Genomic DNA, 26,351 nt, shown 5'->3' on the forward strand with positions numbered 1-26,351 from the left:
AACAAAAATCCGGCAACAAAAAAATCCCCCGATTCCGAAGGAACCGAGGGAAACCTGCAAGTTGGATTCGAAGCCGGGCAGAAGACGGATTCGGATTAAAGATCGATCAATGGGATGCCCAACTGTCGAGGTAAGCCTTCTGAGCATCGCTGAGCGTGTCGATCGAGATGCCGAGCGATTCCAGCTTCGTGCGCGCCACTTGCTCATCCAGTTCGTAAGGAACGTTGACGACGGTGTTGCCGATCGATTGATAATTCTCGTTGACGTATCTCAGAGACAGCGCCTGGAGCGCGAACGTCATATCCATAATCTCCGCCGGATGGCCGTCGCCCGCCGCGAGGTTCACGAGCCGTCCTTCGGCCAGCACATAAATCTTGCGCCCGTCCTTCAGCACATACTCTTCGATGTTGCGGCGAACGATGCGCTTCGAGACGGACATCGCCTCAAGCTCCACCAGATTCACCTCGATGTCGAAGTGGCCCGCGTTGGACAGAATCGCGCCGTCCTTCATGTTCGCGATGTGCGCGCCCGTGATGACGTCGCGGTTGCCGGTTACGGTAACGAAGAAGTCGCCCGCCTTGGCCGCCTCCGCCATCGACAGCACCGTGAAGCCGTCCATGTATGCCTCGACCGCCTTGATCGCGTCCACTTCGGTGACGACGACCTGAGCGCCCAGCCCCTTCGCGCGCATCGCGACGCCCTTGCCGCACCAGCCGTAGCCGTTCACGACAACCGTCTTGCCCGCCACGACCAGGTTGGTCGTCCGGTTGATGCCGTCCCACACCGATTGCCCGGTGCCGTAGCGGTTATCGAACAGATACTTGCAGTAGGCGTCGTTCACCGCAACCATCGGGAACTGCAGCGAGCCTTCCTTGTCCATCGCCTTCAGGCGAAGGATGCCGGTTGTCGTCTCTTCGGCGCCGCCGCGCACATTGCCCAGCAGGTCCCGGCGCTCGGTGTGCAGAATCGTCACGAGATCGCCTCCGTCGTCGATGATCAGGTCCGGCTTCGTCTCGACCGTCTTCACGAGCAGAGCGTGATATTCTTCCGGCGTCGGGTTGTACTTGGCGAAGACGGCGATGCCGTCCTCCACGAGCGCCGCGCACACATCGTCCTGCGTGGAGAGCGGGTTGCTTCCCGTGATCGCCACCTCGGCGCCGCCGGCTTGCACCACCTTGGCGAGATAAGCGGTCTTCGCTTCCAGGTGAAGCGAGATCGCGACTCTCAGCCCCTTGAACGGCTGATCGCGTTCGAATTGCTCGCGGATGCGGCGAAGCACCGGCATGTGGGCTTCCACCCAATCGATCTTAAGCTTGCCTTCCGGCGCGAGGGCCGGGTCCTTGATAACGCTCGTAAGCGAAGTCTTCACGGTAAATTGCCTCCTATGCAATGGGTCGTTATTCGGCCAGCCGGTGGCCGCCGAGGGCGTCGAACGGAACGTTCAGCCAGCCCTTCAGCCAATCCGGACCGTACCGGTTCAAGAAGTGCAGCGTGCCGAGCGCCCGCTCCTGCGGCTTGCCCAGCGGCCAGAGCGAATCCCGCATCCGGTCCCATTGGCGCAGGGAGACGTCGTGCTGCTTCGCGACCGTATCCGCCGCCCGCTTCTCCAGGTAGGCGATCTGGTCCAGCAGACGCTGCCGGTTGGCAACGCCAAGCTCGCCGAGCGCAGGCTCGATCGCCGTCAGCGTATCGAGCAGAGGAGCATACAGCCCCTCAAGGCCCGCCCGCGCCTCCGCGAAGCGCTTGTCGAGCTGCCAATCGTCCTGTGCCTCCAGCCATTCGTCCTTCAATCTCTCGCCGCCGGTCACGATGTCCTCGGCGGTAACTTCGTACTTCGAGAGCAGCTTGCCTACGCCCGGCTCCAGATACGTAAACGACTGGCGGGGAATGAGAATCGGCAGCTCGAGCGAGAAGCGTTCGAACGCCGGGCGCAGCCCCGCCCAATACGCGAGCTCGGACGGGCCGAGCACCGTGGCGAGCACCGGCAGGACGTATTCCTGCATCAGCGGCCGGGACAGCGCATTGTTGCTGAGCGTATCCGGAGCTTCCTCCGCCAGGGCGAGCAGTTGCTCGCCCGTGTAGGAGAGAACCTGCTTCTTGTCCGTGAAGCCGTCTCGCTCCCGGAACAGCAGCAGCCTGCCGCCGTCCGAGTGAACGAACAGGTTCGCGCACCCTTGCGCGGACGGAGCCTGAAGCGAATAGCCGAGTCCGCTCACCGAGTCCTCGCCGCGCTTGATCGCCCGCTCCAGCCCTTCGTTATCCTCGATCAGCCTTCGGAACATCGGGCTCTCGAGCTTGCGAAGCGCAGGATCGTCCGCATCGAGCAGAACGAGTCCCTCGGAGCCGAACCAGTCCGACAGCAGCCTTGCGAACGCCAGCGTCAACGACGGCGAATCCGCCGAATAGCTGCGCAGCTTGTCGATCAGGCCCGGCTTGAACTCCGTATCGGGCAAGGCGTTCGCCAGCCCGGCGAATGCCGCCTGCCATTGCTCCTCCGAGAGCGAGGTCCGGCTGACCGAATGCCTCGCTCCTTCCGGGCGATCGAGCCGAACCCGGCGCGGCTTGCCTTCGGGGCCGGCGACATAGAGATGGTTCGCCTCGTCGAAGTCGTGATCTTCCCCGGCGATCCAGAATACGGGGACGACCTTCCGGCCGAGCAGGCTCTCGGCATGACGAGCCGCCTGAATGACGGCGATCGCCTTGTAGGCGATCAGCAGGGCGCCTCCGAAGAGGCCGGCCTGCTGGCCGCCGACGACGGCCAGGCTGCCCGGCTCGGCCAGCGCGTCGATCGAACGATCGACCGCGGCGCTTGGAAGCAGCCGGGCTTGATAATCTCGAAGAACGGAGGCGAGCTTCGCTTTGTCCGCGCGGCCGCCCTCCGTCCGATCTAATTGTAATGCGCGTTTCCGCCAGTCTTCGGCGATAGAGGGATGAGAGCCGAACCATTCTCTAAGCTGTGCGTCTCCCTGCCGGTATCGTTCCGCCAGAGCTGGGGAAGACAACCCCTGTAAAGGAGTCAAGTTCATTGCGGAGTCCCCCCGAATTATGTTCATGTCCACTAGATTGTACATGAAGGGGTTCGCAATCGTCAAAGATCATCTTCCAATATATACGCTCTTGTCCGCCGGCGTTCGGGCTCCTTGCGCCGAATTGCGGCCTCATGCGGCAAGGAGCCGCGCCGATGCCCGCAATATCGCGGCCTTCGGCACGGCTCCAGGGAATAATTCGGCAATCAAGCCGACTTGCCGACGATGCGGATGGAGATGTCGACAATCGTGAGCACCACGTAGAGCACCGTCGTCATGAAGAACGTCAGCCTCCATACCGCGCGCAACAGCCTGCGGGAATCGACCCGGCCGCGCGCCCGATTCTGCGCTCCCCCGAGCAGGCCGCCCAGAATCAGAATAAACAATAATAGAATATAGGGCCCGAAGGAGGTGCCCAGACGATTGAGAAGCATCGAGACACAACCGACGAGGAAGAACGTCGTCACGTCCATCGACAGCTTGATGGCCTGATTCCGCTCGTTGCCCCTCCACCTCGCCCAGAAAAAGACGAGAAGAAACGGAATGACCGGAACGATGGCCACGGAAGCATATGCGTATACGATCGCATCCCAGATTATGGACACCGCTGCCTCCCCCTATCCCTATCCGCTGAGAATCGCCCTAACCAGATCGGTCACCGTCGCGTTCCGGGGCGACGGCAACCCTCTCGAGGCGGCGAGGCGCACAACGGCGCCGTTGATCGCCTCGATCTCGGTCTCCCTTCCGTTCCTCACGTCCTGCAGCATCGACGATTCGTTCCGGGACGTGCGGGCGCACACGTCGAGCAGCTCTTCCCACAGCTCCGACGCCGCCCCTTCCGTCTCGGGAAGACCGCTGGCATGAAGGATCGTTCGCGTCTCTTCATGCAGAGCGCGCATAAGCGCCATACGGTCGCCCGTCGCCGCAAGCTCCCCGTTGCGAATCCGGAGCAAGGCGGTCAGCGGGTTTATCACCGAGTTGACAAGAAGTTTCCGCAACATTCGTTCTATCATGTTATTCGACAGATAAATGGAGAATCCTGCCGATCCGAGGATGTTTTCTATATCCTTCCGCCTATCTTCCGTAGGCATTGGGGCATAATCGGCGTTGCCGCCGCCGAAGCGCGGCGCTTGTCCCGCCCAGATGGCGCCGCTTCCCGTATGCCGTACGGCCGCCGGGCCTTCGCGCAGCGCCCCTTCCGTCGCGGCCGCGGCCAACTGAGGCCGCCCGGGCAGCGCTTCCGCGATCCGTTCGATATGCCCGATCCCGTTGCAGAAGGAGACGATCGCGGCATCCTGCGCCGTCACGCGGCGCAGCTCCCCGAACAGCGAATCCGATAAGCCGGTCTGCTTCAGCGCGTTCAGCACGATCAGCCCCTCCTGCCGCGAAGGAGCTTCGCCAAGCGAACAAGCCCGCACGGCCGTCCGCGTCAGCAGGTTCCCGTCCGCATCCTTGAGCGCAAGCCCGTTGTCCCGCAAGCTTCGCGCCTGCTCCTCGCTTCTTGTCCACACGGTCGCCTCTTGTCCCGAGGCTGCGATCTTGGCCGCGAGCAGAAGGCCGAGCGAGCCTCCTCCGAGCACCGCCACGGATGTCTTCGCCATAACGCGTTCTCCTCTCTCAAGCGCCCGGGTCGTGCCGGCGCCTGTTGCCCGTCTGCTTCTCCGCTTCTCTCATCATAATCGCAGCGCGGAGCCGAAGCAAAAAAAAGAAAGGAGCATCCGCCGGCCGCGTGCGGCCCGGGGATGCTCCCTCCCTCTTCTTCCGGCAAGCTATTCGATTCGTTCCAGATTGCCGTTCGCGTCCATCTTGAAGCGAGTTTTCTCTTCCTCCGGCTCCTCGGCGAGGAACGCCAGCCTGCGGGCTCGATCCATAATCTTGATCAGAGCCTTGTAATCGTCGTTCACGACGCGATAATCGGTCTGAACCTCGCTTACTTCCTTCGAGAGACGATTGTTCACTTCCCTCAACTCCGCAAGCTGTTCGTCCTTTTCTCGCAGCTCCTTTTCCAACACCCGCACTTGCCGAGTCAATTCCTGGATCGAATTCTTCCATTGGCGCAAGTAGCGAATAACCGCTTCCATAGACAAAGAATCCGCAGTAACCAATTCGGATTTGGATGAATCCGTCTCTTCTTCCGGAAGCCGCTCCGTGATCGTATTCGCCAAGGAAGACGCGAGGCCTTGCTTCTTGAGATAATTACGCTTCTGCCGCTGTTGCTTCGCCATCCCGATCGCTTCGTCGTAACGCTTGCGGACAAAGCTGTTCCACCTGAACCCGCAAGCGGCAGACGTACGGGCGATTCGTTGGCCGACTTCCTCGAACGCCGCGAGCTGCGTGCTTCCTTCCCGAATATGCCTCAGTGTCACTTCGGCCAGAATCAAATCGTCGTCTGGGCTCCATGCATCCTGCCTGACAGCCGTCATGCCTTTATTCCCTCCTCGTCAAGGATGAAGATCATTCGTCGTTATTGGTGTTTTATTCATTTCTATGCCCGTAGTAGAGTTCATAGAATCTATCGGTTACTTCTATGTATATCCATTTTCCGCGCGGGTATACCTCTCATGGAATCGACACGGACGCCCATGAATAAAAAGGCGAAAAAATAGGAACCTTGAAGCCATGGACGAAAAGTTTGCCAATTCGTCACTTCTTCCGGTTTACACTATGCTGGGCAAGCAGGTATAATATGCATGAGTAAACGGGGTTAGACAGAGAGGAGATCGCGCTATGGCACGCATGTTCCGGGTATTGGGACTCTTTACGCTGCTAATCGCTTTGATGTCGTTCGCGGGCGATATGTGGGAGATGGCATTGCTGTTCTTCATTCAATCGGCAGTGTTCTTCTTGTTCGGGTATCTGAATTTCACGGAGAAGACCTACATTTACATGTTCTGGGGCTACATGGTCCTCGCCTTCCTCGGATTCACGTATTGGAGCGTTTTCGAGATGGGACTGCCCGCTTAATACGAACAATCGAGTAGGAGGAGGCGCCGAGCCCCCGTCCTCTCACACCACCGTACATGCGGGTCCGCATACGGCGGTTCCTAAAGGTTAACGAGTTTCAAGATAACGAGTTGTCAGACTAAGTAGCCCTTGGTCGCTCCAGTAGGAGCGATTAAGGGCGTTGTTTATGTTTCGGGACATTTCCCAGCATCCGCGCCTTGCGTTTGCCATCATTCTTGCCGCCCATTCCGGAACGCCTAATGCTCGTAAGTTTCTGAGTCTGGATTTCGGTAATTTCCACTGTTTCCACGCACACATGCGCAGTCTACGACGAATCCATTCGTCAAGTCGTTCGCAGTGCGACTTCGCAGATGCTAAGCGGAAGTAGCCCATCCATCCCCTGAGGTATCGGTTGAGTTCTTTCAACCGGTTCTCCATGGAGATTCCCCGCGTTCGCGAAGTAATCTCTCTTACGCGTTCTTTCAGTTGTTCCAGTTTCTTCGGGGCGATTCGAATTGTCGCGCCTTTGTTGGTTAGAAAGCTAAAACCGAGGAACTTGCGCTTCCACGGCCGGTCAACGGCGCTTTTGTCCCGATTCACTTTCAGTCTGAGTTTCCCCTCTACAAAACGAGTCACCGATTCCATCACGCGTTCACCAGCGCGTTTACTCCGGACGAAGATATTGCAGTCGTCCGCGTAGCGCACGAAGTTCAGTCCTCTTTCCGTCAGTTCCTTGTCTAAGTCATCCAGGAGGATGTTCGCTAGGAGCGGACTGAGCGGTCCGCCTTGCGGCGTCCCTTCCAGCGTCTCCTGCTTTGTCCCGTCGACCATGACTCCGGCATTGAGGTAGGCGCGGATCAGCTTCAGGACACGCTTGTCCGTAACTTTCCGTGCTACCCTTGCCATGAGGATGTCGTGGTGCACTCTGTCAAAGAACTTCTCCAAGTCCATGTCCACGACCCAGCGGCATCCGTCTTGGATATAGGATTGCGCTTGTTTGACTGCGTCGTGGGCACGTTTCCTTGGTCGGAATCCGAAGCTGTTCGGTGAAAACTGCGGGTCGAAGATCGGTGTCATCACTTGCATGAGGGCTTGCTGGATGAAGCGGTCCATTACGGTTGGGATACCTAACAGCCGAACCCCGCCTCCGGGTTTGGGGATTTCCACCCGTTTGACTGGCATCGGTCTGTACGTACCCGATTGGAGCTCCGCTTTCACGGTTTCCCAGCGTTCCCATACGTGCGCTTGTAGCTCGGCTACCGTCACGTTGTCTATGCCCGGCGCTCCTCCGTTTTGTTGGACCCGTTTGAATGCGGCTCTGAGGTTTGTTCCCTCAAGCATCCGCTCCAGCAAGTCGTACTGTCCTTCGCGAGAAGAAAGGTCGATTTGTGCCGACGAAGAACTCGGCGCTCCGGCGTACCCTTGCGGTTTCACCGCTACCCTTTGCCGCGAGCTCCCTTGCGGGATATTCTGCTGTCGTTGCTCTTCGCGCGAACGCATCGTTTTCTTCTCTCCTTTAAGTTCAGCCCTTCCAAGGCTGTTGCAACATCCTTGTACTATGGCCTCTGCTGACTCCTGCGGATTCAGCGCGACTTCTCAGTCGCGGTTACGAAAGATCTTTCGCGTATTCCGCAGGCCTCCCCAGATAAGAACGTCATCTTTCCGCCCGCGCTCGCCCAAGTTTACGGCTGCAGCCTTTGGCAGCTTAGGATTTCGTCATGGTGTGGTGACTCATCCGACTGCAACCGCCTCAAATTGGATTCGTGTACCTCGAGCCGTGCTTTTGCCTCCAGCTTCCTTCGGATTCCGCCTCGCGGCGGACACCCTTGCTTTCGGCTATGGTAGGCGCTTGCCAGCCCCCATTCCGGACTTTCACCGTAGAGATGACGCCCATGCTGGGCGTACACACGGAACGCCGGAGCGAATCGCTCCGGCGTTTTTTTGTTTTTTGGCGTTGTTGGCGGGTGCGGGAGGCGGGGGCGTACTGGCTGCGGAATGGAGGCGGGGCGTATCCCGCCCGAGCGCTCTCCCTGCTCCCTCTCTCCTCTCTCCTCTCTCCTCTCTCCATCTCCCCTTATCCCACCTCTCCTACCTCTCCCCTCTCCCTAATCTCCTCATCTTAACCTTTTCATCTAACCTCCATCGCCCCTCGTTCCTCCTCCGTTCCGCCAGTGCTTTCTCGAGTGTCGTGAACAGAGGAATAGTGTAGATGCGAAAAATCACATTCATCGGGCAATCCGAGGGACTTCGGCGATTCGGGAGACTTCGGAGGGCGATTTAATGTGAAAAACCGCATTCATTTCGCAGTTTGGGGGGCTTCAGCGGTGAATGAATGTGAAAAATCACATTCATTTGGCGTTCGAGGCGCTTTTGGAGCGAATGTATGTGAAAAACCGCATACATTTGGAAATTCGAGGGGTTTCGGGACGAATAAATGTGAAAAACCACATTCATTTGGCGGCTCGGGGGATTCGGGCGACTCGGGACGATTCGGGCGGTTCTGGGAATTCAACGAATGAGCGGATTGAGCGGATTGAGCGGATTCAGCAAATTGAGAAACTTCGGCGCTTCGGAGGGGGGCGGAAGGAGCTTCGGGAGCGAGTAAATGTATCCGAGCCTGAGCGAATGGGAGAGGAGGCCAAAGCGATTTAAAAAGACGCCTCGCCCTCCCCATCGCCCCAGTCTTGGCCGCCGGTCGCTGACCGCTAATCCGTCAATCCGCTTAGAGGGCCAGGCCGCCGCCTCCCGCCCCCTCCTTGCGGAAAATCTGGACCTTGAACAGCTCGCTCATCCCATCGCTCAGCAGCAGTTGGCGAATCGCCCGATTGCGCTTCGCGTCGGGGTGGAACGGGTCGGCGCTTGCCACCGGGACAAGCTCCTGCAGCAAGCCCGCTTCCTTAAGGAAGCGAAGCTGCGAGCCGTACCACAGCTCCGTCAGCCCCGCTTCCCGAGCCGCCCGGCGAAGCCGCGCAAAGTCGACGTGGGCGGTCATGTCCTGCTCTCCCGGCGCGAAGTAAGGATCGTCGAACGCAACATGATCGCGGTAGCAGACAAATGTGCCGTTCATCCGATGCGCCGCGGTCAGCTCCTCCGTCTCGTCCCCGTAGTCGACGAAGACGAGCAGCGCCTCGCCCAGCCCGGCGGCGAGCCTCGCAAGCCAAGCTTCCGCGTCGAGCCCAAGCTCGGTCGACTGTCCTTCCCGAAGCTGAACGCCCTCACGTTCCAGCCGTTCCTTCAGCGCATCCGGAAGCTCCAGCAAACACGGAATCGGTCGATTCCGCTCGGCATCCCACGCTGTGCCGCATTCCCGGAGACGCCCGTCTCTGCGCATGATCCGATGGACGGGCATCGCATCCAGCAGCTCGTTGGCGACGATGATCGTCGCCTCCCGACTTGGATCGCCCGCTTCCGCCTCCTCCGGGCTGAGCACTTGGGCCCGCCCGTCCGCAATGAACCGCCCAAGCAGCTCTGCGGCCAGCCGGCGATGAACGGGATTGCCGTCCACGACCGTCAGAGAGAAGCGGGAGACGCCGTCCCGCTCCCAGGCGGAGAGCAACTGGGCGCCAAGCCGCCCGGTTCCTCCGCCCCAGTCGATCACCTTCACCGGCCGCTCGGCTGCGAACAGCTCGTCCGCCAGCGCGGACAACCGCCGGGCCAGGCAGCTCGCGAACACCTCCCCGACGAAGGAGCTTGTATAGAAGTCGCCTTCTCGCCCGACCCGAGGCTTGCCCCCGGAATAATAGCCGTGACCGGGATCGTAGAGACAGACGGCCATGTAATCCCGGAACGGGATGCCGCGCACTTTCCTGCCTCCCTCCGTTAGCCCCATTCGTTCCGAAGCGAGAATGCGTTCTTTTACGATGCCCAATACGGGATAGTCCATCTGACGACTCCTCTCTCCCCTGCCCTTGCATCCCCTTCCAAATGATGGGTCACGCGGGACGCCCGAATGTTTTATAATGGTGCAAGAGACATGACGAGCCGGAGTGACTCATACAATGGGATCAGCCTCGATCCGCATGTCCAAGCGAACCGAATTAAACCACATTGAAGCGCATTGAACCACACCGAACCGTCATCGAATCCGAAGGGAGGTCCCCCGAATGCTTCTGCGCCGTCTCTGCCTGATCCTCTCCGTCGGCTTCATCCTGTTCGCTCTGCTTCCGGCAGCCGGAAGGGGTACGCTGGCCCCTCCGGTCTATGCCGCTCCTTCCGGCTACAGCGAAGAGACGCGGAAGCTGCTGGAGAAGGGCCTTACGGTCGTCGAGATCGACCGGGAGATCGAACGCATCTCCGGTCTTCGCTCCGATGCCGAGACGCAGATCGAGCAGTCCTCCAACGAGTTATCCCGCCAGGAGCTGGCCATCGCGGCCAAGCGGGAGCAAGCCGGGCGCGTTCTAAGAACCTACTACATGGGACAGAAGGATGCGATGTGGGCCGCGCTTCTGGGCTCCCGCTCCTTGAAGGAGCTGCTCTCCATGTGGGAGATGATGGATATGCTGATGAGCTCCGACCACGAGGTTCTGAACAAGTACGAGACCGATTACGAGACGCTCCAGAACGGATATCGGGCGCTTGAGAGAAATAAAGACGAGCTCGCCCAAGTCGAAGCGGAGCTGCGCGCGCAGCGGGAGCGGATCGAGTCGCTGCAGCGGGAGCTCGACGCCTTGATCGCCGCCAGCGGCGACGAGGAAGGGCTTCGCAAGATGATGGACGAGATGGAAGCCTACTGGCAGAACGTCGGCCTGTACGAGGTGAAGAAGCAGTTCCGCGCCCTGTCGAAGGCGATGTCCAAGCTGCCCGATTGGCTTAAGAAACACCCGGACGCCTTGGAGACGAGCGGACTCAAGGCAACACTCACCATTACCGACGAGCAATTAAACGAGTTTCTAAGGGCGCAAGACGAGCAGCTTGCCGATATGACCATCGCGTTCGAGGCAGATCGGATGATTCTGGAAGGCCGCAGCGGCGACGTCACAGCAACCATCGAAGGCAGCTACACGATCGAGAACGACCCGAAGAACGCCATTCTTTTCCACGTGGATAAGCTTGTATTTAACGGTCTGGAGTTGCCGGATACGACGCGGGAAGACCTTGAGAGGGAGTTCGATCTCGGCTTCTATCCGCAGCAATTCCTCTCCTACATCAAGGCCGACTCGGTTGAATTGGAGGATGGCAAGCTAGTCGTCGGACTCCGGTTCGGCAAATAAGCCTCTGGAGCGCTCCCAGCGCTCCTTCCACTCGTCCAGCGTTACGCTTCCTTCCATAAAGCCCGTCCAGAGACTCCTCAGCAAGCCGAAGCGGAACGCCATGCCCGGCTCGGCCGAGACCGTCGTCTGGTTCGGGAACCGCTGGGCGATCGATACCGACACGTCCGGTCCGTCGCTCCCTCCTCCTTCGTACAAGGAACGATAGACCGGAAGCCGCCCTGTCGCAACGTAATTCTGCCATTGGTTGTCCTCGCTCGTTATTCCCGCGATCCATTCCAGCGCCGCATCCTTGTTCGCGGAACCGGAGGAGAGGACGAAGCTGGAGCCGCCCGGCCAGACGAACTCGGAGCTCCAGGAGCCGAAGTCGAGCTTGATCGCCGCGGCGGACGCTTCCGGCAGCTCCTTGAGCGCCCCCTCCGCTTCCGATTCGCGAACGATCGCCGCCGCGTAACGGCCCGCCGCGAACGCCGGCCAGAAGCTCTCGTCCTTCTCGGGCGATTCCCATGCCACTCCCTCCTGCTCCTGGGCAAGCAAGGCGAGCGCGGCTTCCATCCCGGACTGCTCCCACGTCTCTTCCTGCGCTTCGAACAGCACATCCTCCCGTTCCCCGGTCACGGCCCCGAGCCATGCCAGCAGAGCTTGCGGCTCCTGCCGGTCGATCGCCAGCCACTGGCTGACAAGCCCCGCGTCCCGGAGCTTCTGCGGCAGGCTCTGCCACTGATCGAGCCGAAGAGGCAGCCCCAGCGGGTCCTCTTCGGTCTTGATCGCCTCAAGCACATTCCGATTCCAGACGAGTATGTAAGGGTCGAATTCCAGCGGGACTCCCCAGTGGTAACCGTTCCAATCCAATTGAGAGATAAGGGCGTCGAATTGCTCCGACAGCGCTTCTCCGACGAACGCTCCGTCAACCGGACTCAGCTTGCCTGCGACCGCCAGACGGCGAACCCATTCGTTCGGGATCAGCAGAATATCCGCCTGATTCGCGAGATCCAGCCGCTTCTCCTCCGTGTCCGCATCGCCCGGTTCGACGCGCAGCCACTTGACCGTGAGCTCGGCATGCGCCAAGCGGTATTGCTCATCCTGACGGCGGAGAACCTCATACCCCTCCTCGTCGGAGACGATCGCCACAACAAGCTCGGCCGGCTCCGAGAACGGATCGACCGGAGCGAGAACGGGCAGCAGATCCGGCTCTTCCGGCACCGAGTAGGGCAAGGACAAAGGCGACGGCGAAGTCGCAAGAGGAGACACGAACAGCACGATAAGGCCGAGCAGCACGATGACCAGCAATGTTTTTGGACGCGTATTCGTCTCCTCCCTTCCTTGCACCCCTGTTTAATCGCATCCTCTTCATGATAGCAGTTAAGTCGGGAAATGTCGCGCTATTCTTTGTAACCGCTTTATCTCAAGAAGCCCGGACAGCGCCGAAGAACCGGTGGCGGAAGCCGCCCCGGCCCTTCGTTACGAACGAAGACGAAATCTTCGGAATCGGCCGCGACTCGTTACAGCCGCTCGGCGGCCAACTGAGCCAGACGGGAGCGTTCGCCCTTCTCGAGCGTCACGTGCCCGCTGATCCCTTCCGCCTTGAATTGCTCGATCAGATAAGTCAGCCCGTTGCTCATCGCATCCAGATACGGATGATCGATCTGCTCCGGATCGCCCAGAAGGACAATCTTGCTGTTCTCCCCGACGCGCGAGACGATCGTCTTCACCTCGTGCTTGCTCAGGTTCTGCGCCTCGTCGATGATGATGAACTGGCCCGGGATCGAGCGCCCGCGAATATACGTGAGGGCTTCCACCTGGATGCTGCCGAGACCCATGAGGATCTTATCCAGATCGCCGGACTTCTTCGTGTCGAACAGGAATTCCAGGTTGTCGTAGATCGGCTGCATCCACGGACGCAGCTTCTCTTCCTTCTCGCCGGGCAGATAACCGATATCCTTGCCCATTGGCACAACCGGGCGCGCGATCAGCAGCTTCTTGTACTTGTGCTCATCCTCGACTTTCATAAGTCCGGCCGCCAGCGTCAGCAGCGTCTTGCCCGTGCCCGCCCGGCCGGACAGCGTCACCAGCGGGATGTCATCGTTCAGCAACAGCTCCAGCGCCATCCGCTGCTGGGCGTTCCGCGCGGTGATTCCCCACACCGGATCGTTGCTCAGATGAAGCGGCTCGAGGCGATGGCCGTCCGGGCTCACCTTGAGCAGCGCCGACTTGCTCGTTCCGAGCTCATCCCGAAGAATGACGAATTCGTTCGGCATCAGCTTGACATTCAGTCCCAGATGATTGATTCCAAGGAAACGATACGTATAAAATTCATCGATCACCGACGGATGGACATGCAGCGTTAGATGGCCGGCGTACTGGTCGCTCGGCGATGCCGCGCGGTCAGACAAGTAGTCTTCGGTCATGATGCCGAGGACGTCCGCCTTCACGCGCACGAGCACGTCCTTGCTGACGAGAATGACCGGGCAGCCCCCGCCTTCCCGTTCTTGCTCCTCCATATGATAATTCAGCGCCACCGCCAGAATGCGATTGTCGTTCGTCATCTCGCCGAACAGCTCCTGCACGCGGACGAAGCGTCGATGGTTCATCTCGACTTTGAGCGAGCCCCCATTATCCAGCGCCACCCCGTCGTGAAGATGTCCGTTCTCCCGCAGGCGGTCCAATTCGCGGGAGACGAAGCGGGCGTTGCGGCCGATCTCGTCGGCGAGCCGCTTCTTGGAATCGATCTCCTCGAGCACGACGGAAGGAATGACTACCTCGTTGTCCTCAAAAGAGAACATCGCTTGCGGATCGTGAAGAAGCACGTTGGTATCGATCACATAAATTTTTCTCAACGGTGGTCCCTCCCGGGTTCGACGGATTTGGGCGAATGGAGACGAGAAATCTGAATCATTGGCAGACGACGGGGAACAATGAGATCAGGATCGCGCGATTGTTGTCGACAGCGCAGGCTCGGAAGCCGCAGCTCTCCGGGCATCCCCTCCAGACAGAATATACGTATGGGACGGTGATTGGATATGCAACGAAGCTCGACCTTGGGCGGCATCGGTTCCGCTCTGCTGTTCGCCGCGCTCACCCTCGGCACGGTCGGATGCGGCCATGCGAAGGATTCGAACCGGGAATCAAGCCCCGAGCTGGGCCATCGGCTCGAAGCCCGCAGCGCAGGCGAGGCGAACGCTATCGCGAAGACGAACGCGACCGATGTCGCGAACCATCTTGAGAAGCTGGCTTCCGGCGTTCAAGGCGTCCGAGGAGCAACGTGCGTCGTGTTCGGGAAGTACGCCGTCGTCGGAATCGACGTCGAGCCGACGCTGGAGCGCTCGCGGGTCGGAACGGTCAAGTACGCGGTCGCCGAAGCGTTCCGCAAGGACCCGTACGGCATCGATGCCGTCGTGACGGCGGACATCGACATGGCCCAGCGGCTGCGGGAGATTCGGACCGACGTGAAGGCCGGAAGGCCGATCGCCGGCTTCGCCGAAGAGATGGCGGACATCGTCGGACGACTTGTTCCGCAAATCCCGCGCAGCGTCATTCCGCCGGCTTCGCCGGACGGAACGGCCGAGATCGAGAAGCTGCAGACTCGTACGGGAGGCGGTTCCTCCCCGGCGCACACCTCCGGAAGATGACAGAAAGCCCAGTGATTGCTCACTGGGCTTTCGAATGGTCGCGGACCGTTGTCCAACTGGACATCCTGCGACTGTATTGTCATTCATAATGGCAAACCCCGGACAAGAGGCCGGACAGATCCCGCACAAGGCGGCACCTCTCTTCTTGCGCGCAAGAAGCTCGGCAGGTCCGTTCTTGAAGAAGTCGCCTAGGCGTCTGGCAGCCAGAGGATCGGGAATTCGTCTCTTCGCGATCGCCATCCGCAAGCCTCCTTCAAGGTTTGATTGGCCTCATTATAGCATAGGGGGGCTTACTTTCCAAGCCTATTCGCCTGCCGCGGACGCACTCGCGGATGCGCTCGCGCTCGCCTGAACCTTGCGGCCTTCCGGCTGCAGCTCCTCGGCAAGGGCCGCCTTCGCTTGCTGAAGCGACTCGTCGTTCAAGTAGACATAAGGGCTGTCCCACACGCCTTCGAGCGGAAGGAAGCGGACACTCTCTTTATCGATATCGTAGTAGGCCTTAAGCATATTGATGATCTGATCGCGCGGAATATCCGTCCGCATGTTGTCGCCGACGGCGCCGATGACGTTGCCGAGCTTGGCGACGCCGCCGACCGACTTCATCTTGTCGATGATCGCGGCGAGCACCCGGCTCTGCCGGTCGTTGCGGTCGAAGTCGCTCGAGGCCGCGGTTCCGTGATTGGACTTGCGGTACCGGACGAAGTCGAGCGCATTCTTGCCGTCAAGCGTCTGCTCGCCCTTCTTCAGGTTGATATCGGTGCCGTCGACGCTGTCCGTGTATCTCATGTTCTGGTCGACGTACACCTTCACCCCGCCGAGAGCGTCGATCACGTCCGAGAAGCCCTGGAAGTTCATCACCGCGGCATAGTCGACCGTAATATCGAACATTTTGCCCATCATCGTTCTCATCTCGTCGCGGGCATATGCATTCGCGTCCTGGTCCTTTGGAGCCTTGCTGTGGAAGCCGGCGTAGAACGCGTTGATTTTCTGCGCTTTGTACCCTTTAAGCTGCGGGTTCGTGTCGCGCGGAATCGAGACGACGGTCGCCGTATTCGATTGCGGGTTCATCGCGATGACCATGACGACGTCCGTGTTCATGCTGCCCGTCTCCTTGCGGTAATCCGTTCCGAGCAGCAGCAGCGACAGCGGCTTGACCTGCGCCCGCTCTTCCGAAGCGATCGGCTTGGAGCTTCCTTCGGGCAGCGCGACATCCTTGAGCGCTTGATTCGTATCCCGCCACAGGTCTCCAACATAGACGGCCAGCGCGGCGATCACAACAATCAGGAATAAGAATAAGAATGCGAGAAAACGACGGGGGCGTCTTTTCTTCTTCGGCTTGGGTTTGACCTTCGTCGAATTCGTTCGTGCCCTTGGTGGCAACGGCGCGGAAGAGCTCATTCGTTCACCTCGGAGAGGTCGTCCTCGCCTTCGTCATCGGAGGGATCGGCGGACCCGTACAGATCGCGGGCAAGCTGCTCCGCAGCCTCGCGATCGAACCAGACCGTCTTGGGACCTTCCGAGCGGGCGGTGTAGACGACATGAATTTGGGTTGCGTCCCTGCTTGCGACCTCGAAGTTCGTCAATTCGTGGTCCTCGGACAAAATCTGCGCGAAGAAGCGAAGCGAGTCCTGCGCCGCCGTATCCTCGGGGCGCAGCTCGAGCATCAGCTTCGTCTGCAGCCAATAGAACAACGTGTCGGTAAGACGCATACAAAGAATCCCCCTGACAGGCTCCGCCGTCAGCGGAAACCGATCAGCGGGATCATGAATCGCTATCCTTCTATTAAATGGCTACCATGCAAAGCGGCTTCCATGCGAACAGTCTGCCATGGAGCCGCGCGCGGCTATTGCCCTTCGGTTCGTTCGGCCGCCGGGCTGCCGTCCTTCTTGCTGCGCCGCTTGTCGTAAATCTGGCGCATCCGCAGCATCAGCATCATGATGACCGCCACCGACATGCATTGGATAATCGGCAGCTTGTCGATCTGCAGCACGAGCAGCACCAAGCAGCCGATCGCCATGATGATATAGACGATAATCTCCTTCAGGATCGGAAGCTTGCCCATCCGGAATACCGCGTTGAAGATATAAATCGTAAAGGCGAGAATAAGCAAATACGAGATAAGGGGATGATCCGCGAACCATGTCTGCATGTGCTGTCCTCCCGTTAAATGCGGGCCGATCCGGCGTTACACGCCGGATTCCGCCATTTTGCGTTGCTTCTCCGCACGTTCGCGTTCGCTCTTGACCAGAATCTTCTTGCGCAGGCGAATCGACTTCGGCGTAATCTCGCACAGCTCGTCATCGTTCAGGTACTCCAGCGCTTCCTCCATCGACATCAGGCGGGGAGACTTCAGCTTGACCGTCTCTTCCTTATTCGCGGTACGAATGTTGTTCAGCGCCTTCTCCTTGCAGATATTGACGATGATGTCGTTATCGCGGGTATGCTCGCCGACGAGCATGCCTTCGTAAATCTCGGTGCCCGGCTCCAGGAAGAGAATGCCGCGGTCTTCGACGCCCATCATGCCGTACATGGTCGTCGTTCCGGTCTCGCTTGCCACCAGAACGCCTTGGTGACGACCGCCGACTTGACCGCCTACGATCGGTCCGTACTTCTCGAAGCCGTGGTTCATAACCCCGTAGCCGCGGGTGAGCGTCAGGAAGTTCGTGCGGTAGCCGATCAGGCCGCGAGCCGGAATAAGGAATTCCAGGCGGACTTGGCCGTTGCCGTTGTTGATCATGTTGACCATCTCGGCCTTGCGGGTGCCAAGGCTCTCCATGACGTTGCCCATGCTCTCTTCCGGCACGTCGATCAGCAGGCGCTCGATCGGCTCGGACTTGACGCCGTCGATCTCGCGGATGATGACCTCCGGCTTCGACACTTGAAGCTCATAGCCTTCGCGGCGCATATTCTCGATCAGAATGCCGAGGTGAAGCTCGCCGCGTCCGCTGACGACGAAGGCATCCGGGCTGTCCGTCTCTTCGACGCGCAAGGATACGTCCGTCTCCAGCTCCTTGAACAGGCGCTCGCGCAGCTTCCGCGACGTAACGAACTTGCCTTCGCGTCCGGCGAACGGGCTGTTGTTGACGAGGAAGCGCATCTGCAGCGTAGGTTCGTCAATCTTCAGAACCGGCAGCGCCTCCGGGTTCGTCGGGTCCGCGATCGTCTCGCCGATATTGATATCCTTGATGCCTGCAATCGCGATGATGTCGCCCGCCGCAGCTTCTTCCATCTCGACCCTCTTCAGCCCTTGGAAGCCGAACAGCTTCTCGATGCGAGCTTGGCGAATCTTGCCTTCGCGATCCAATACGGCAACCGGTTGGCCTTGGCGAATCTTCCCGCGATTGACGCGGCCGATCGGAATGCGTCCCAGGTATTCGTTGTAGTCAAGAAGCGTAACGAGGAATTGCAGCGGCTCTTCCGTATTCTCGGTCGGATACGGAATCTTCTCGATGATGGTCTCATACAGCGGCTCCATCGTCTCGCTGAGGTTGTCCGCCTCAAGACCGGCGATTCCGTTCAGGCCGGATGCGTAAACAACGGGGAATTCCAGTTGGTCGTCATTCGCTTCAAGCTCGATGAACAGCTCCAGCACTTCATCGATGACTTCCACCGGCCGTGCGGCCGGGCGGTCGATCTTGTTCACGACGACGATCGGCGTGAGGCCCGCTTCGAGGGCCTTGCGGAGAACAAACTTCGTCTGCGGCATGCAGCCTTCGAACGCGTCGACGACAAGCAGGACGCCGTCGACCATCTTCATGATCCGTTCCACTTCGCCGCCGAAGTCGGCGTGTCCGGGCGTATCGACGATGTTGATCAGATTGTCCTTGTAGTGGACGGCCGTGTTCTTGGCGAGGATGGTGATGCCGCGTTCTCTCTCGAGGTCGTTCGAGTCCATCGCGCGTTCCTGCACCTGTTCATTCTCCCGGAAAGTTCCGGATTGGCGAAGCAATTGGTCAACGAGAGTCGTCTTGCCATGGTCAACGTGCGCAATAATGGCGATATTGCGAATGCGATCTCTTGGATGCATAGTTCCACTCCTATCTTTATATAAAGGGTCGATCCCAAGGATTCGGCCCTTGGTTACGAATGACAAGCAAAAACGTCGACGCAAGGTCGACGTTCTACCTACATCCCTTCTATTATACGCCAAAAACTCGATTTAGCAAGCAGCCTATCGGAATCTCGGACGCTTCCACACCATCCAGCCCCCCGCCGCGATCAGAATGACCGCCAGCAGATAAGCTCCCCACGACCAGAGCAGCGTCAGCAGGAACAGCAGAACGGACACGACGATAAGCGCAATCGCGATCGTTCCAAGCGACTTGGACCGCTTCGGCCCGAAGACGTCGTATTCGTACAATCCGACCCCGACGCTCAGAATGAAGAACGGCCAGAGCGCCTTCATCGAATGCCATCCGAACCAATTGCCGATGGCGAGCAGCACTGCGATCACCGTCAGAATTCCCGCCGGAATAAGCGTGATTGCCGGAAGCATCCGGCCAAAATACAGGACGTGAAGCAGAATTCCCGGGATCAGGACAAGCAACGGCCAGAAGACGGAGCCGATAAACGCGAATACCCCTAGCTTGCCGAGCAGAATGACCAATCCCGCTGCGAGCGCCAGAACCCCTACTGCGGCGGATTGTTTGTTCACGATATTCCCCCACTTTGTCTGAAGACTGCGAATAGGCCTGTTTATCGAGTTCGAAGCGAACGGGAACGACAAGCTTCTTTTTAACCCTAAGTGTACTGGAAATCCTCTTAAAAAACCAGTTCCGAAAAAGAAAAAATAGTGAACTTTGACGAAGCGAGACGCCGTATTCGTCAACTAGCATCGTTATGCGGCGCGCTTCCTTCTCAACAGCAGGGCCGCCGCCAGCAGCGCGGCGACGATAAGCAGCGGCAGGCTCTCGGCCAGTCCGCTCCCCTCCAGAGGAAGGAGCTTGCGCAGCCCCGGGTCTTTAAGCAGCATCTCGCCGGAGGCGTAGCCAAGCAGGCCCCCGCCGATGTAAACTAAATAAGGCGCGCGATCGAGCAGATGAATAATGAACGAGCTGCCCCAGATAATAATGGGGATGCTTAACGCAATGCCGAAGAGGAGCAGAATCGTATCTCCCTTCGCCACCGCAGCAACGGCCAGCACATTGTCAAGACTCATGACGAAGTCGGCCGTCACAATCGTCCACACCGCCCCCGCGAGCGTCGAGGACGCCCTCGTCTCCGGCTCGTGGCCGCCATGATCGAGCAGCAGCTTAAGCGCAATCGCGAACAGGAACAGAGCCCCGGCCGTCTGCATAAACGGAATGTTCAGCAGGGCGACGGCGGCAAGCGTAAGCACGCATCTCAGGGCGACGGCGGCGGCGGTCCCCCACCAGACGGCAGCCCGTCTCTGAAGGGGAGGGAGCCTTCTTGCAGCCATCGCGATCACGATCGCGTTGTCCCCGCTGAGCAGCAGATTGATCAGAACGATTTCGACGAAGATCATGAAGCTCTCCCCGAGTCCCATACCGCACCCCCTTTTCATCAGGTGTATGTACAAGCAAGGGACGATATGCCGCAAGGGGAAAAAATGAATCCGGAAGACGCGAAGCGCGTATTACACTTGGATGGACGTTTGTCTTGGAGGAGAGGTCGTCACCATGCAGATTTTAAGCTGGGAATTCGTCACGTCACTGCTTACCATCGTCTTCATCGATTTATTGCTGGCCGGGGACAATGCCATCGTTATCGGGCTTGCCGCGCGCAATCTGCAGAAGAACGTGCAGAAGAAAGCGATCTGGCTGGGAACCGGAGGCGCGATCGTCATTCGGATCGTCGCCACCCTGCTCGTCGTCTATCTGCTTAAAATACCTTTCTTGCTCGCCGTAGGCGGAGTCGTGCTGATGTGGATCGCCTACAAGCTGCTCGTTCAGGAGGAGCATCGCGAGGAGGTTCAAGCCGGCTCGTCCTTGTGGGCAGCCGTGCGGACGATCGTTATCGCGGACGCGGCGATGGGGCTCGACAACGTCATCGCCGTCGCGGGAGCGGCGCACGGAGAGACGCTGCTCGTCATTATCGGCCTCTTGATCAGCATCCCGATCGTCGTCTGGGGCAGCACGCTGTTCGTCAGCCTGCTGAACCGCTTCCCATGGATCGTCTACATCGGCTCCGCCGTCCTCGCCTACACGGCAGCCAAGATGGTGACCCACGAGCCGAAGCTCGACTCCTTGTTCCACGACAATCCGGTGCTTACCTACACCTTCATCGCCGTCATGATTGTCGTCATCGTCGTCGGCGGCCTGTGGACCAACTCGGTCAAGGCTCACAAAGCCAAAGCGCAACAAACCGCTCAAGCCGCGTCAACCGATGCCGACAAGCCGGCGTCCGGCGCCAAGAGCCGTGAGTCTCGCTGAAGAAGGAACAGATGAGCAACCACGGACTCAACCGAAGCGGCGATAGGCGTGCGGAGGATAGGACTTCCTCCACCACCTCCGCCCCTCAGCCTCTCACAGTAGGCTTTTCATCGCTACGGACGGCCGCCATACGGAAAATTTTCGTGGATGGGAGGTAAGCGCGGCGTTTTATGTGATTTTTAGCATACATTCGGCGCTTCGAGGCTCGCTGTTGCCGCTTTTATATGATTTTTAGCATACATACGGCAACTCGAGACGGAATTTCCTTCACGAATGTGGTTTTTCGCATAAAAACGGGCAATGTGCCCGTTTTGGGGCAGTGCCAATGTGATTTTTCACATAAAATCAGTTGGCCACCGGGTTGCGCAGGTTCGGCGGGTTCGGTAGCTTGGGGGTTCGGCAGCTTGGGCGGGTTCGCCAACTTAAGCCGCCGCCCTCGCTTAGAACCACCGAGCCGCCGGATCTGCCTCCTGCCCCGTCTCCGCTTCCTTGGAAGCCGAAGTCCCGAGCTTGCGGGCCGTTTCTCCGCTGGGTGCTCCGTCCAGAACTCCGTCCATCGCTTCGTCAATTGCTTCGTCCATCGCTCCAACAGCCGCTCCGACAGCCGCTTCGCCAATGACTCCGCCGGTCTCTCCGCCCAGCTCCGCGCCGGGCGCGCCCGGCGCGGAGCTGCGCTCGCTCCTGCGGACGGCGCGGCCCGTCTCGGTCATGACGATCGTCTCCGTCCCCCGCACCGCCTCGTCGATCATCCGTTCGAGCTCCTCGCCCCATTCGGCCTCCGCCTTCTCCACGATTCTGAGGTTCGGATTGGTGGCCGGGGATTTCGGCACGAACAGCGTGCAGCAGTCCTCGAACGGAAGGATCGACGTCTCGTACGTGTCGATCTTCTCCGCGACGCGAATGATGTCCAGCTTGTCCATCATGACCAAAGGGCGAAGCAGCGGAATCGAGATCGTTCGCCCGATGACGTTCATGCTGCTGAGCGTCTGGCTCGCGACCTGGCCGAGGCTGTCTCCCGTTACGATCGCGAGAGCGCCGCTTCGTTCGGCCAGCTTCTCCGCAATGCGAAGCATCGTCCGCCGCATGAAGGTGATGATCAGATGATCGTGCCCGCTCTGCGCCATCCTCGTCTGCAGCTCCGTGAACGGCACGAGATGCAGCTTGATCCGGCCTCCGTAATGGGCCAGCTTCTGCGTCAGGGTGATCACCTTCTCCGTCGCCTGCTCGCTTGTGAACGGGTAGCTGTGGAAGTGGATCGCTTCGATCTCGAGTCCCTTGCGCATCGCCATCCAGCCGGCGACCGGGCTGTCGATTCCGCCGGAGAGCATCAGCATCGCTTTGCCGTTCATGCCGAGCGGGAACCCACCCGCACAGGGAATCATTGTGGAATACAGGAACACGCCCTGCGGCTGAATGTCGACCTTCAGCTCCACGTCCGGACGGCGCACGTCCACCTTCAGCTCCGGCGTGTTGCGAAGCACGTGAGCGCCGACGAGGTGGTTCATCTCCTGCGAATCGTGCGGGTAATCCTTCCAAGCCCGCTTCACCGTCACCTTGAACGTCTTCGGCACCGGCCGTTCCGAACGCATCAGTTCCAGCGCCTTGGCGCGAATATCTTCCAGTTCATGGGTCGCACGAAGCACCGGACTGAACGAATGCAGGCCGAACACCTCCTGCAGCTTGGCCGCTGCCTCGTCGTAACTCTCCCCGTTCAGCCGGACGTATACTCTTCCGAAATTTTTCTCATAGGTGATCGCCTTAAGCGAACCAAGCGCCTGCTTCAGCTTAAGGAACATCAGATCCTCGAACTTCTTGCGGTTGCGCCCCTTCAAGGTCAGCTCGCCGTATCGCACCAATATCAACTCGTAATTCATCCTCGGCTCCTCTCGAGCGGCTTCAGCTTGACGACCGTCGTCTTCAATCGCCGGATCAGTTCTTCGACGTCCTCGGCCTCGTGCTCGTCCCCGAAGCTGATCCGCAGGCTTCCGGAAGCTCGAGCTGCGGAATGGCCCATCGCAAGCAGCACCCGGCTCGGCTTCAAGCTCTTGGAGGAGCAGGCCGACTGGGTGGAGACGAACACCTCGCTCTGCTCCAGCATATGAACGAGAACCTCCGGCCTCATGCCGGGATAGCTGACGTTCACGACTTGCGGCGACACCATCGCTTCGTCTTCCGGAACGTTAAGCGTCAGCTCCGGAATGGCCTTCACCCGTTCGATCGCCAATCGGCGCAGCGCGAACATCTTCTCTCGCCTTGTCTCAAGCGATTCCATCGTCAGCCGCAGCGCCTGGGACATGCCGACGATTCCCGGCAGGTTGTGCGTTCCGCCGCGATAGCCGTCCTCCTGCCCGCCGCCCTCCAGCAGCGGCTCCAGCTCCAGCCCTTCCCGCTTCAGCAGCAGGCCGACTCCCTTGGGCCCGCGGAATTTGTGGGCGGAGCCGGAATACAGGTCGATTCCCGCGGCCGCCTTCCACTCCAGCTTCACCTTGCCGATTGCCTGAACGCCGTCCACGTGGAAGCGAATCTGCGGGTGCTTCGCCAGCAGCACCGCGATCTCTTCGACAGGCTGGACAACTCCCGTCTCGTTGTTCACATGCATGACGCTTACGAGCGCGGTATTCGGCCGAATGGCCGCTTCGACGTCCCGAACCGACACCCTGCCGGAGGAATCGACCGGAAGGAACGTCGTCTCGATCCCGAATCGCTCGAGCTGCTTGGCGGTATTGTATACGGAAGAATGCTCGATAGCCGTCGTAATCAGATGCTTCGCGGCCTTCCTTCCCCCCGTGAATAGAATTCCCTTCAGAGCCAGGTTGTTGCTCTCGGTTCCTCCCGAGGTGAACAGCACCTCTTCCGACTTCGCTCCGAGCGACTGGGCGACGGATTGCCGGGCACGCTCGACGAGCTTGGCCGCCTCCTTGCCGGAACGGTGAAGCGCCGTGGCGTTGGCGTAATGAAGGCGCATCAGCTCGCCGACCGTCTGCACGACTTGTTCGTACGGAGGAGTCGAAGCGCAATGATCGAAATAATAGGTTCTCAAGTGAGACTCTCCTCTCTGAACCTTTATTATATACCCGACGGAACGCGTAAAAAAAGACCAAAGCAAGATTCGCATCCTGCCTTGATCTTCCGAGACTTCGCGATGACAGCCGGAGTTGGCGAGCGTCAGCGGATATGTGCGCCTCGCGGCCACCCCGCTTACAATGCCGAGCTCCACAGCGAACGGTTCGACAGCACCTTCCCGATGTATGCCTGAGTCTCTTCCGGCAACTGCCCAAGCTTCGACAAGAGCTCCTCGTTCGTCGTGATGCCGAGCTTGTCGACACGGCCCGGTCCCGCATTGTAAGCGGCGAGCGCCGTCGCTTCGTTGCCGTTGTACTTGCGAAGCAAGTAGCTGAGGTACCTCGTTCCGCCGTCGATGTTCTGCACCGCGTCGAAGGAATCCGTCACGCCGAGCCCTTGGGCGGTGCCGTCCATCAACTGCATAAGCCCCTTCGCCCCGGCGGACGATTCGGCATCCGAGCGGAACGACGATTCGGCTTGGATGACGCCCTTGACCAGAGCCGGGTCGACGCCGTACTGGCTCGCGGCTTGGGCGATCAGACCGTCATACAGCGACGTATACCCGCTGTCCGTCCGCAGTTGGCTTCCGGATGCGCTGCCCAGCAGCGAAGCGAGATAGCTGCCCGACGAGTAAGAGCTGTAAGAATCAAGCCCGAGCGAGCTTAAGCCGGACAGCGCGCCAAGGCTCGACGTTCCTCCGAGCAGCGCCGACAGGCCGCTCAGGCTCGAAGATCCGCCAAGAAGCTCGGATAAACTGCTTCCGCTCGACGTTCCGCCAAGCAGAGAGGCAAGCCCGTAGGAGGAGCTGTCGTACCCGTAGCTGCCAAGGCTCGAGAGCCCGAGCGAGCTTCCGAGGCCGGAAGCGCCGTAGGCCGAATAATCGGAAGCTGTTCCTTCGTCCGTCGACAGCATCTGCTCCAGCAGTTGAGCGAACAGGCTGTCTCCGCTTCCGGAAGACAGCCCGTCCGTCGAATCGGCGGCAAGCGGATTCACTCCGCTCATGAATTGATTAAGCAGAAGCTCCTTCACCATTCGAGGGTCCATCGTTACTTTCATATCCGTGGTCATCGCCGTCGCTCCCGCATTTGTCCGTTTTCCTATCCTTGCCTTCATTGTACAACAACTTCGTTCGACATGGATAGTCAGACTTATTGCCCAACAGAGACGGCGATCGCTACTTAAGACCTACTTCGTACTTCATGTCGGCTTCGTATCGGCTCTACGCCAACGCAACCCGCTTCAGCTCTTGGCCGGCTTGAACGTCAGACAGCACGTCGCTTCGGAGCTGTTCGCCACATCCTGATGCTCCGCGAATTCGTCTTCGGCGAATTCGGCGTCGAGTTTCCCCTTCGCATGGGCGTCGATCTCGATCGTAATGGAACTGGCCGCGCATCGGTTGCCTTCCCCCCAATAAGAACAATTGCTCACGCTGCAAGACACACCGCTTGGCATAACAACAATCACCCCCCGATTCTAGTGTGCGCACCGCGTCGGGCGCGGTATGCGAATCGGGGGGCGGGGGTTGAAGGAAACAGCGTTAAGTTTCGTTATACGCTAAGACTTCGTTTGTCCTTGCATGCGGCGATGCGTCAGATATTCGCTCTCGTAGTACGACAGATCGTCGCGAAGCTCCTCATAGCTGCGGGAGACGCCGAGAACGATATTGCGCACGGCACGCGAAGGCTTCGCGCGGAAGCGGATCGCGTCTTGCCCGGTGTAAGCGTAACGTCCGTCTTCGGAGTAGGCTTCGTTCTTCGGGTAGAAGTAGTTGTTCACGCATTGGTGGTACACATCGTATAGAACCCGCTCAGCGGCGTCATTATCGAAGTTGGGGCGACGCAGCAGCGCTCCGAGCTTCTCGTAAGCGACTTCCGAGAAGACGAGCAGATGGCGAAGGTCGGACAACAAGCCGGCATGCGCCTTGGCCGAATCTTCATTCGCGCCGTCCGTCAGTTGCGGAAGGGCGTATTCGTTCAGGAAATTCTCGAGCTGGTCGATCGCGAATTTTAATTTCTCTCGGCTGGATTCGGCAATCGCCTTAATGTTGGCGGTGGGCATGATTAGCTTTCCCCTTTCGATCAATCGGTCTTC

At 59.4% G+C, this 26,351-nt stretch carries 24 protein-coding genes and 1 pseudogene; 5 read left to right on the top strand and 20 right to left on the bottom strand.

Annotated elements, in window-relative coordinates:
- Positions 1 to 106: 106 nt before the first annotated feature.
- The 5 genes from E6C55_RS21345 to E6C55_RS21365 all read right to left on the bottom strand — a co-directional run bounded on the left by E6C55_RS21345 (position 107) and on the right by E6C55_RS21365 (position 5,449).
- Entirely contained in the window at positions 107 to 1,369 is a 1,263-nt protein-coding gene (locus E6C55_RS21345; protein ID WP_136371854.1) for an adenosylhomocysteinase, read from the bottom strand.
- Positions 1,370 to 1,397: 28 nt separating this feature from the next.
- Positions 1,398 to 3,026: a bacillithiol biosynthesis cysteine-adding enzyme BshC gene (gene bshC / locus E6C55_RS21350; RefSeq protein WP_168735792.1), complete on the bottom strand. Its 1,629-nt coding sequence runs from the start codon at positions 3,024 to 3,026 to the stop codon at positions 1,398 to 1,400.
- A gap of 206 nt (positions 3,027 to 3,232) precedes the next feature.
- Positions 3,233 to 3,631: a DUF3397 domain-containing protein gene (locus E6C55_RS21355; protein WP_136371856.1), complete on the bottom strand. Its 399-nt coding sequence runs from the start codon at positions 3,629 to 3,631 to the stop codon at positions 3,233 to 3,235.
- 18 nt (positions 3,632 to 3,649) lie between these two features.
- The gene (locus E6C55_RS21360) at positions 3,650 to 4,627 is read right to left on the bottom strand and encodes a ketopantoate reductase family protein (RefSeq protein ID WP_136371857.1); all 978 of its coding nucleotides are present in this window, start codon (positions 4,625 to 4,627) and stop codon (positions 3,650 to 3,652) included.
- A gap of 168 nt (positions 4,628 to 4,795) precedes the next feature.
- Positions 4,796 to 5,449, bottom strand: a complete 654-nt coding sequence (locus tag E6C55_RS21365) for an RsfA family transcriptional regulator (protein WP_136371858.1) — start codon at positions 5,447 to 5,449, stop codon at positions 4,796 to 4,798.
- A 304-nt stretch (positions 5,450 to 5,753) separates the two neighbouring features.
- Between E6C55_RS21365 and E6C55_RS21370 the strand changes: the two genes are divergently transcribed.
- The gene (locus E6C55_RS21370; protein WP_136371859.1) at positions 5,754 to 5,990 is read left to right on the top strand and encodes a DUF2626 family protein; all 237 of its coding nucleotides are present in this window, start codon (positions 5,754 to 5,756) and stop codon (positions 5,988 to 5,990) included.
- An 87-nt stretch (positions 5,991 to 6,077) separates the two neighbouring features.
- On the opposite strand, the gene ltrA is transcribed toward E6C55_RS21370, so the two are convergent.
- On the bottom strand, positions 6,078 to 7,469 hold the full coding sequence (gene ltrA / locus E6C55_RS21375) for a group II intron reverse transcriptase/maturase (protein WP_136371860.1): 1,392 nt from the start codon (positions 7,467 to 7,469) through the stop codon (positions 6,078 to 6,080).
- Positions 7,470 to 8,297: 828 nt separating this feature from the next.
- Here ltrA and E6C55_RS21380 point away from each other — a divergent pair.
- The gene (locus E6C55_RS21380) at positions 8,298 to 8,621 is read left to right on the top strand and encodes a hypothetical protein (RefSeq protein ID WP_136371861.1); all 324 of its coding nucleotides are present in this window, start codon (positions 8,298 to 8,300) and stop codon (positions 8,619 to 8,621) included.
- Positions 8,622 to 8,691: 70 nt separating this feature from the next.
- Here the strand turns inward: E6C55_RS21380 and E6C55_RS21385 are convergent, their stop codons facing one another.
- A complete protein-coding gene (locus E6C55_RS21385) occupies positions 8,692 to 9,852 on the bottom strand; it encodes a class I SAM-dependent methyltransferase (protein ID WP_136371862.1) in 1,161 nt (386 codons plus the stop codon).
- Positions 9,853 to 10,072: 220 nt separating this feature from the next.
- Between E6C55_RS21385 and E6C55_RS21390 the strand changes: the two genes are divergently transcribed.
- Positions 10,073 to 11,179, top strand: a complete 1,107-nt coding sequence (locus tag E6C55_RS21390) for a coiled-coil domain-containing protein (protein ID WP_136371863.1) — start codon at positions 10,073 to 10,075, stop codon at positions 11,177 to 11,179.
- Here E6C55_RS21390 and E6C55_RS21395 read toward each other — a convergent pair.
- Positions 11,150 to 12,505 carry an extracellular solute-binding protein gene (locus E6C55_RS21395; protein WP_136371864.1) on the bottom strand — a complete coding sequence of 452 codons (1,356 nt, stop codon included), beginning with the start codon at positions 12,503 to 12,505 and terminating at the stop codon, positions 11,150 to 11,152. The genes E6C55_RS21390 and E6C55_RS21395 overlap by 30 nt on opposite strands.
- 173 nt (positions 12,506 to 12,678) lie before the next feature.
- Positions 12,679 to 14,013: a PhoH family protein gene (locus E6C55_RS21400; protein ID WP_136371865.1), complete on the bottom strand. Its 1,335-nt coding sequence runs from the start codon at positions 14,011 to 14,013 to the stop codon at positions 12,679 to 12,681.
- A 183-nt stretch (positions 14,014 to 14,196) separates the two neighbouring features.
- Here E6C55_RS21400 and E6C55_RS21405 point away from each other — a divergent pair, with 183 nt between their 5' ends.
- Positions 14,197 to 14,805, top strand: coding sequence for a YhcN/YlaJ family sporulation lipoprotein (locus tag E6C55_RS21405; RefSeq protein WP_136371866.1), 609 nt, complete (start codon positions 14,197 to 14,199; stop codon positions 14,803 to 14,805).
- A 303-nt stretch (positions 14,806 to 15,108) separates the two neighbouring features.
- Here E6C55_RS21405 and E6C55_RS21410 read toward each other — a convergent pair whose 3' ends face one another.
- The 6 genes from E6C55_RS21410 to E6C55_RS21435 form a co-directional block, all read right to left on the bottom strand.
- Positions 15,109 to 16,203, bottom strand: coding sequence for an LCP family protein (locus tag E6C55_RS21410; protein WP_136371867.1), 1,095 nt, complete (start codon positions 16,201 to 16,203; stop codon positions 15,109 to 15,111).
- A complete protein-coding gene (locus E6C55_RS21415) occupies positions 16,200 to 16,514 on the bottom strand; it encodes a hypothetical protein (RefSeq protein ID WP_211093623.1) in 315 nt (104 codons plus the stop codon). The genes E6C55_RS21410 and E6C55_RS21415 overlap by 4 nt, the downstream gene beginning before the upstream one ends.
- A 134-nt stretch (positions 16,515 to 16,648) precedes the next feature.
- Positions 16,649 to 16,954 (bottom strand): YlaH-like family protein, encoded by a 306-nt coding sequence (locus E6C55_RS21420; protein ID WP_136371868.1) that lies wholly within the window; start codon positions 16,952 to 16,954, stop codon positions 16,649 to 16,651.
- Positions 16,955 to 16,990: 36 nt separating this feature from the next.
- Positions 16,991 to 18,832, bottom strand: coding sequence for a translational GTPase TypA (typA, locus tag E6C55_RS21425; protein ID WP_136371869.1), 1,842 nt, complete (start codon positions 18,830 to 18,832; stop codon positions 16,991 to 16,993).
- A gap of 144 nt (positions 18,833 to 18,976) precedes the next feature.
- Positions 18,977 to 19,459 (bottom strand): hypothetical protein, encoded by a 483-nt coding sequence (locus E6C55_RS21430; RefSeq protein ID WP_136371870.1) that lies wholly within the window; start codon positions 19,457 to 19,459, stop codon positions 18,977 to 18,979.
- Between the two features lie 183 nt (positions 19,460 to 19,642).
- Complete coding sequence (locus E6C55_RS21435) at positions 19,643 to 20,290, bottom strand: TerC family protein (RefSeq protein WP_230986792.1); 648 nt, start codon at positions 20,288 to 20,290, stop codon at positions 19,643 to 19,645.
- 154 nt (positions 20,291 to 20,444) lie between these two features.
- Here E6C55_RS21435 and E6C55_RS21440 point away from each other — a divergent pair, with 154 nt between their 5' ends.
- Positions 20,445 to 21,197, top strand: coding sequence for a TerC family protein (locus tag E6C55_RS21440; RefSeq protein ID WP_136371872.1), 753 nt, complete (start codon positions 20,445 to 20,447; stop codon positions 21,195 to 21,197).
- Positions 21,198 to 21,871: 674 nt separating this feature from the next.
- Here the strand turns inward: E6C55_RS21440 and thiI are convergent.
- The 5 genes and pseudogenes from thiI to E6C55_RS21465 form a co-directional block, all read right to left on the bottom strand.
- Positions 21,872 to 23,071, bottom strand: a pseudogene (gene thiI / locus E6C55_RS21445) (tRNA uracil 4-sulfurtransferase ThiI); the annotation flags it as partial.
- Positions 23,068 to 24,237 (bottom strand): cysteine desulfurase family protein, encoded by a 1,170-nt coding sequence (locus tag E6C55_RS21450; RefSeq protein WP_230986793.1) that lies wholly within the window; start codon positions 24,235 to 24,237, stop codon positions 23,068 to 23,070. The gene E6C55_RS21450 and the pseudogene thiI, both read right to left, overlap by 4 nt.
- A gap of 158 nt (positions 24,238 to 24,395) precedes the next feature.
- Positions 24,396 to 25,328: a lytic transglycosylase domain-containing protein gene (locus tag E6C55_RS21455; RefSeq protein WP_230986794.1), complete on the bottom strand. Its 933-nt coding sequence runs from the start codon at positions 25,326 to 25,328 to the stop codon at positions 24,396 to 24,398.
- A gap of 171 nt (positions 25,329 to 25,499) precedes the next feature.
- Complete coding sequence (locus E6C55_RS21460) at positions 25,500 to 25,688, bottom strand: DUF1540 domain-containing protein (protein ID WP_407923759.1); 189 nt, start codon at positions 25,686 to 25,688, stop codon at positions 25,500 to 25,502.
- 126 nt (positions 25,689 to 25,814) lie between these two features.
- Positions 25,815 to 26,318: a DUF3907 family protein gene (locus E6C55_RS21465; RefSeq protein WP_136371876.1), complete on the bottom strand. Its 504-nt coding sequence runs from the start codon at positions 26,316 to 26,318 to the stop codon at positions 25,815 to 25,817.
- Positions 26,319 to 26,351: the final 33 nt, after the last annotated feature.

The organism is Cohnella fermenti (genome assembly GCF_004801405.1).
Lineage (GTDB): Bacteria > Bacillota > Bacilli > Paenibacillales > Paenibacillaceae > Cohnella > Cohnella fermenti.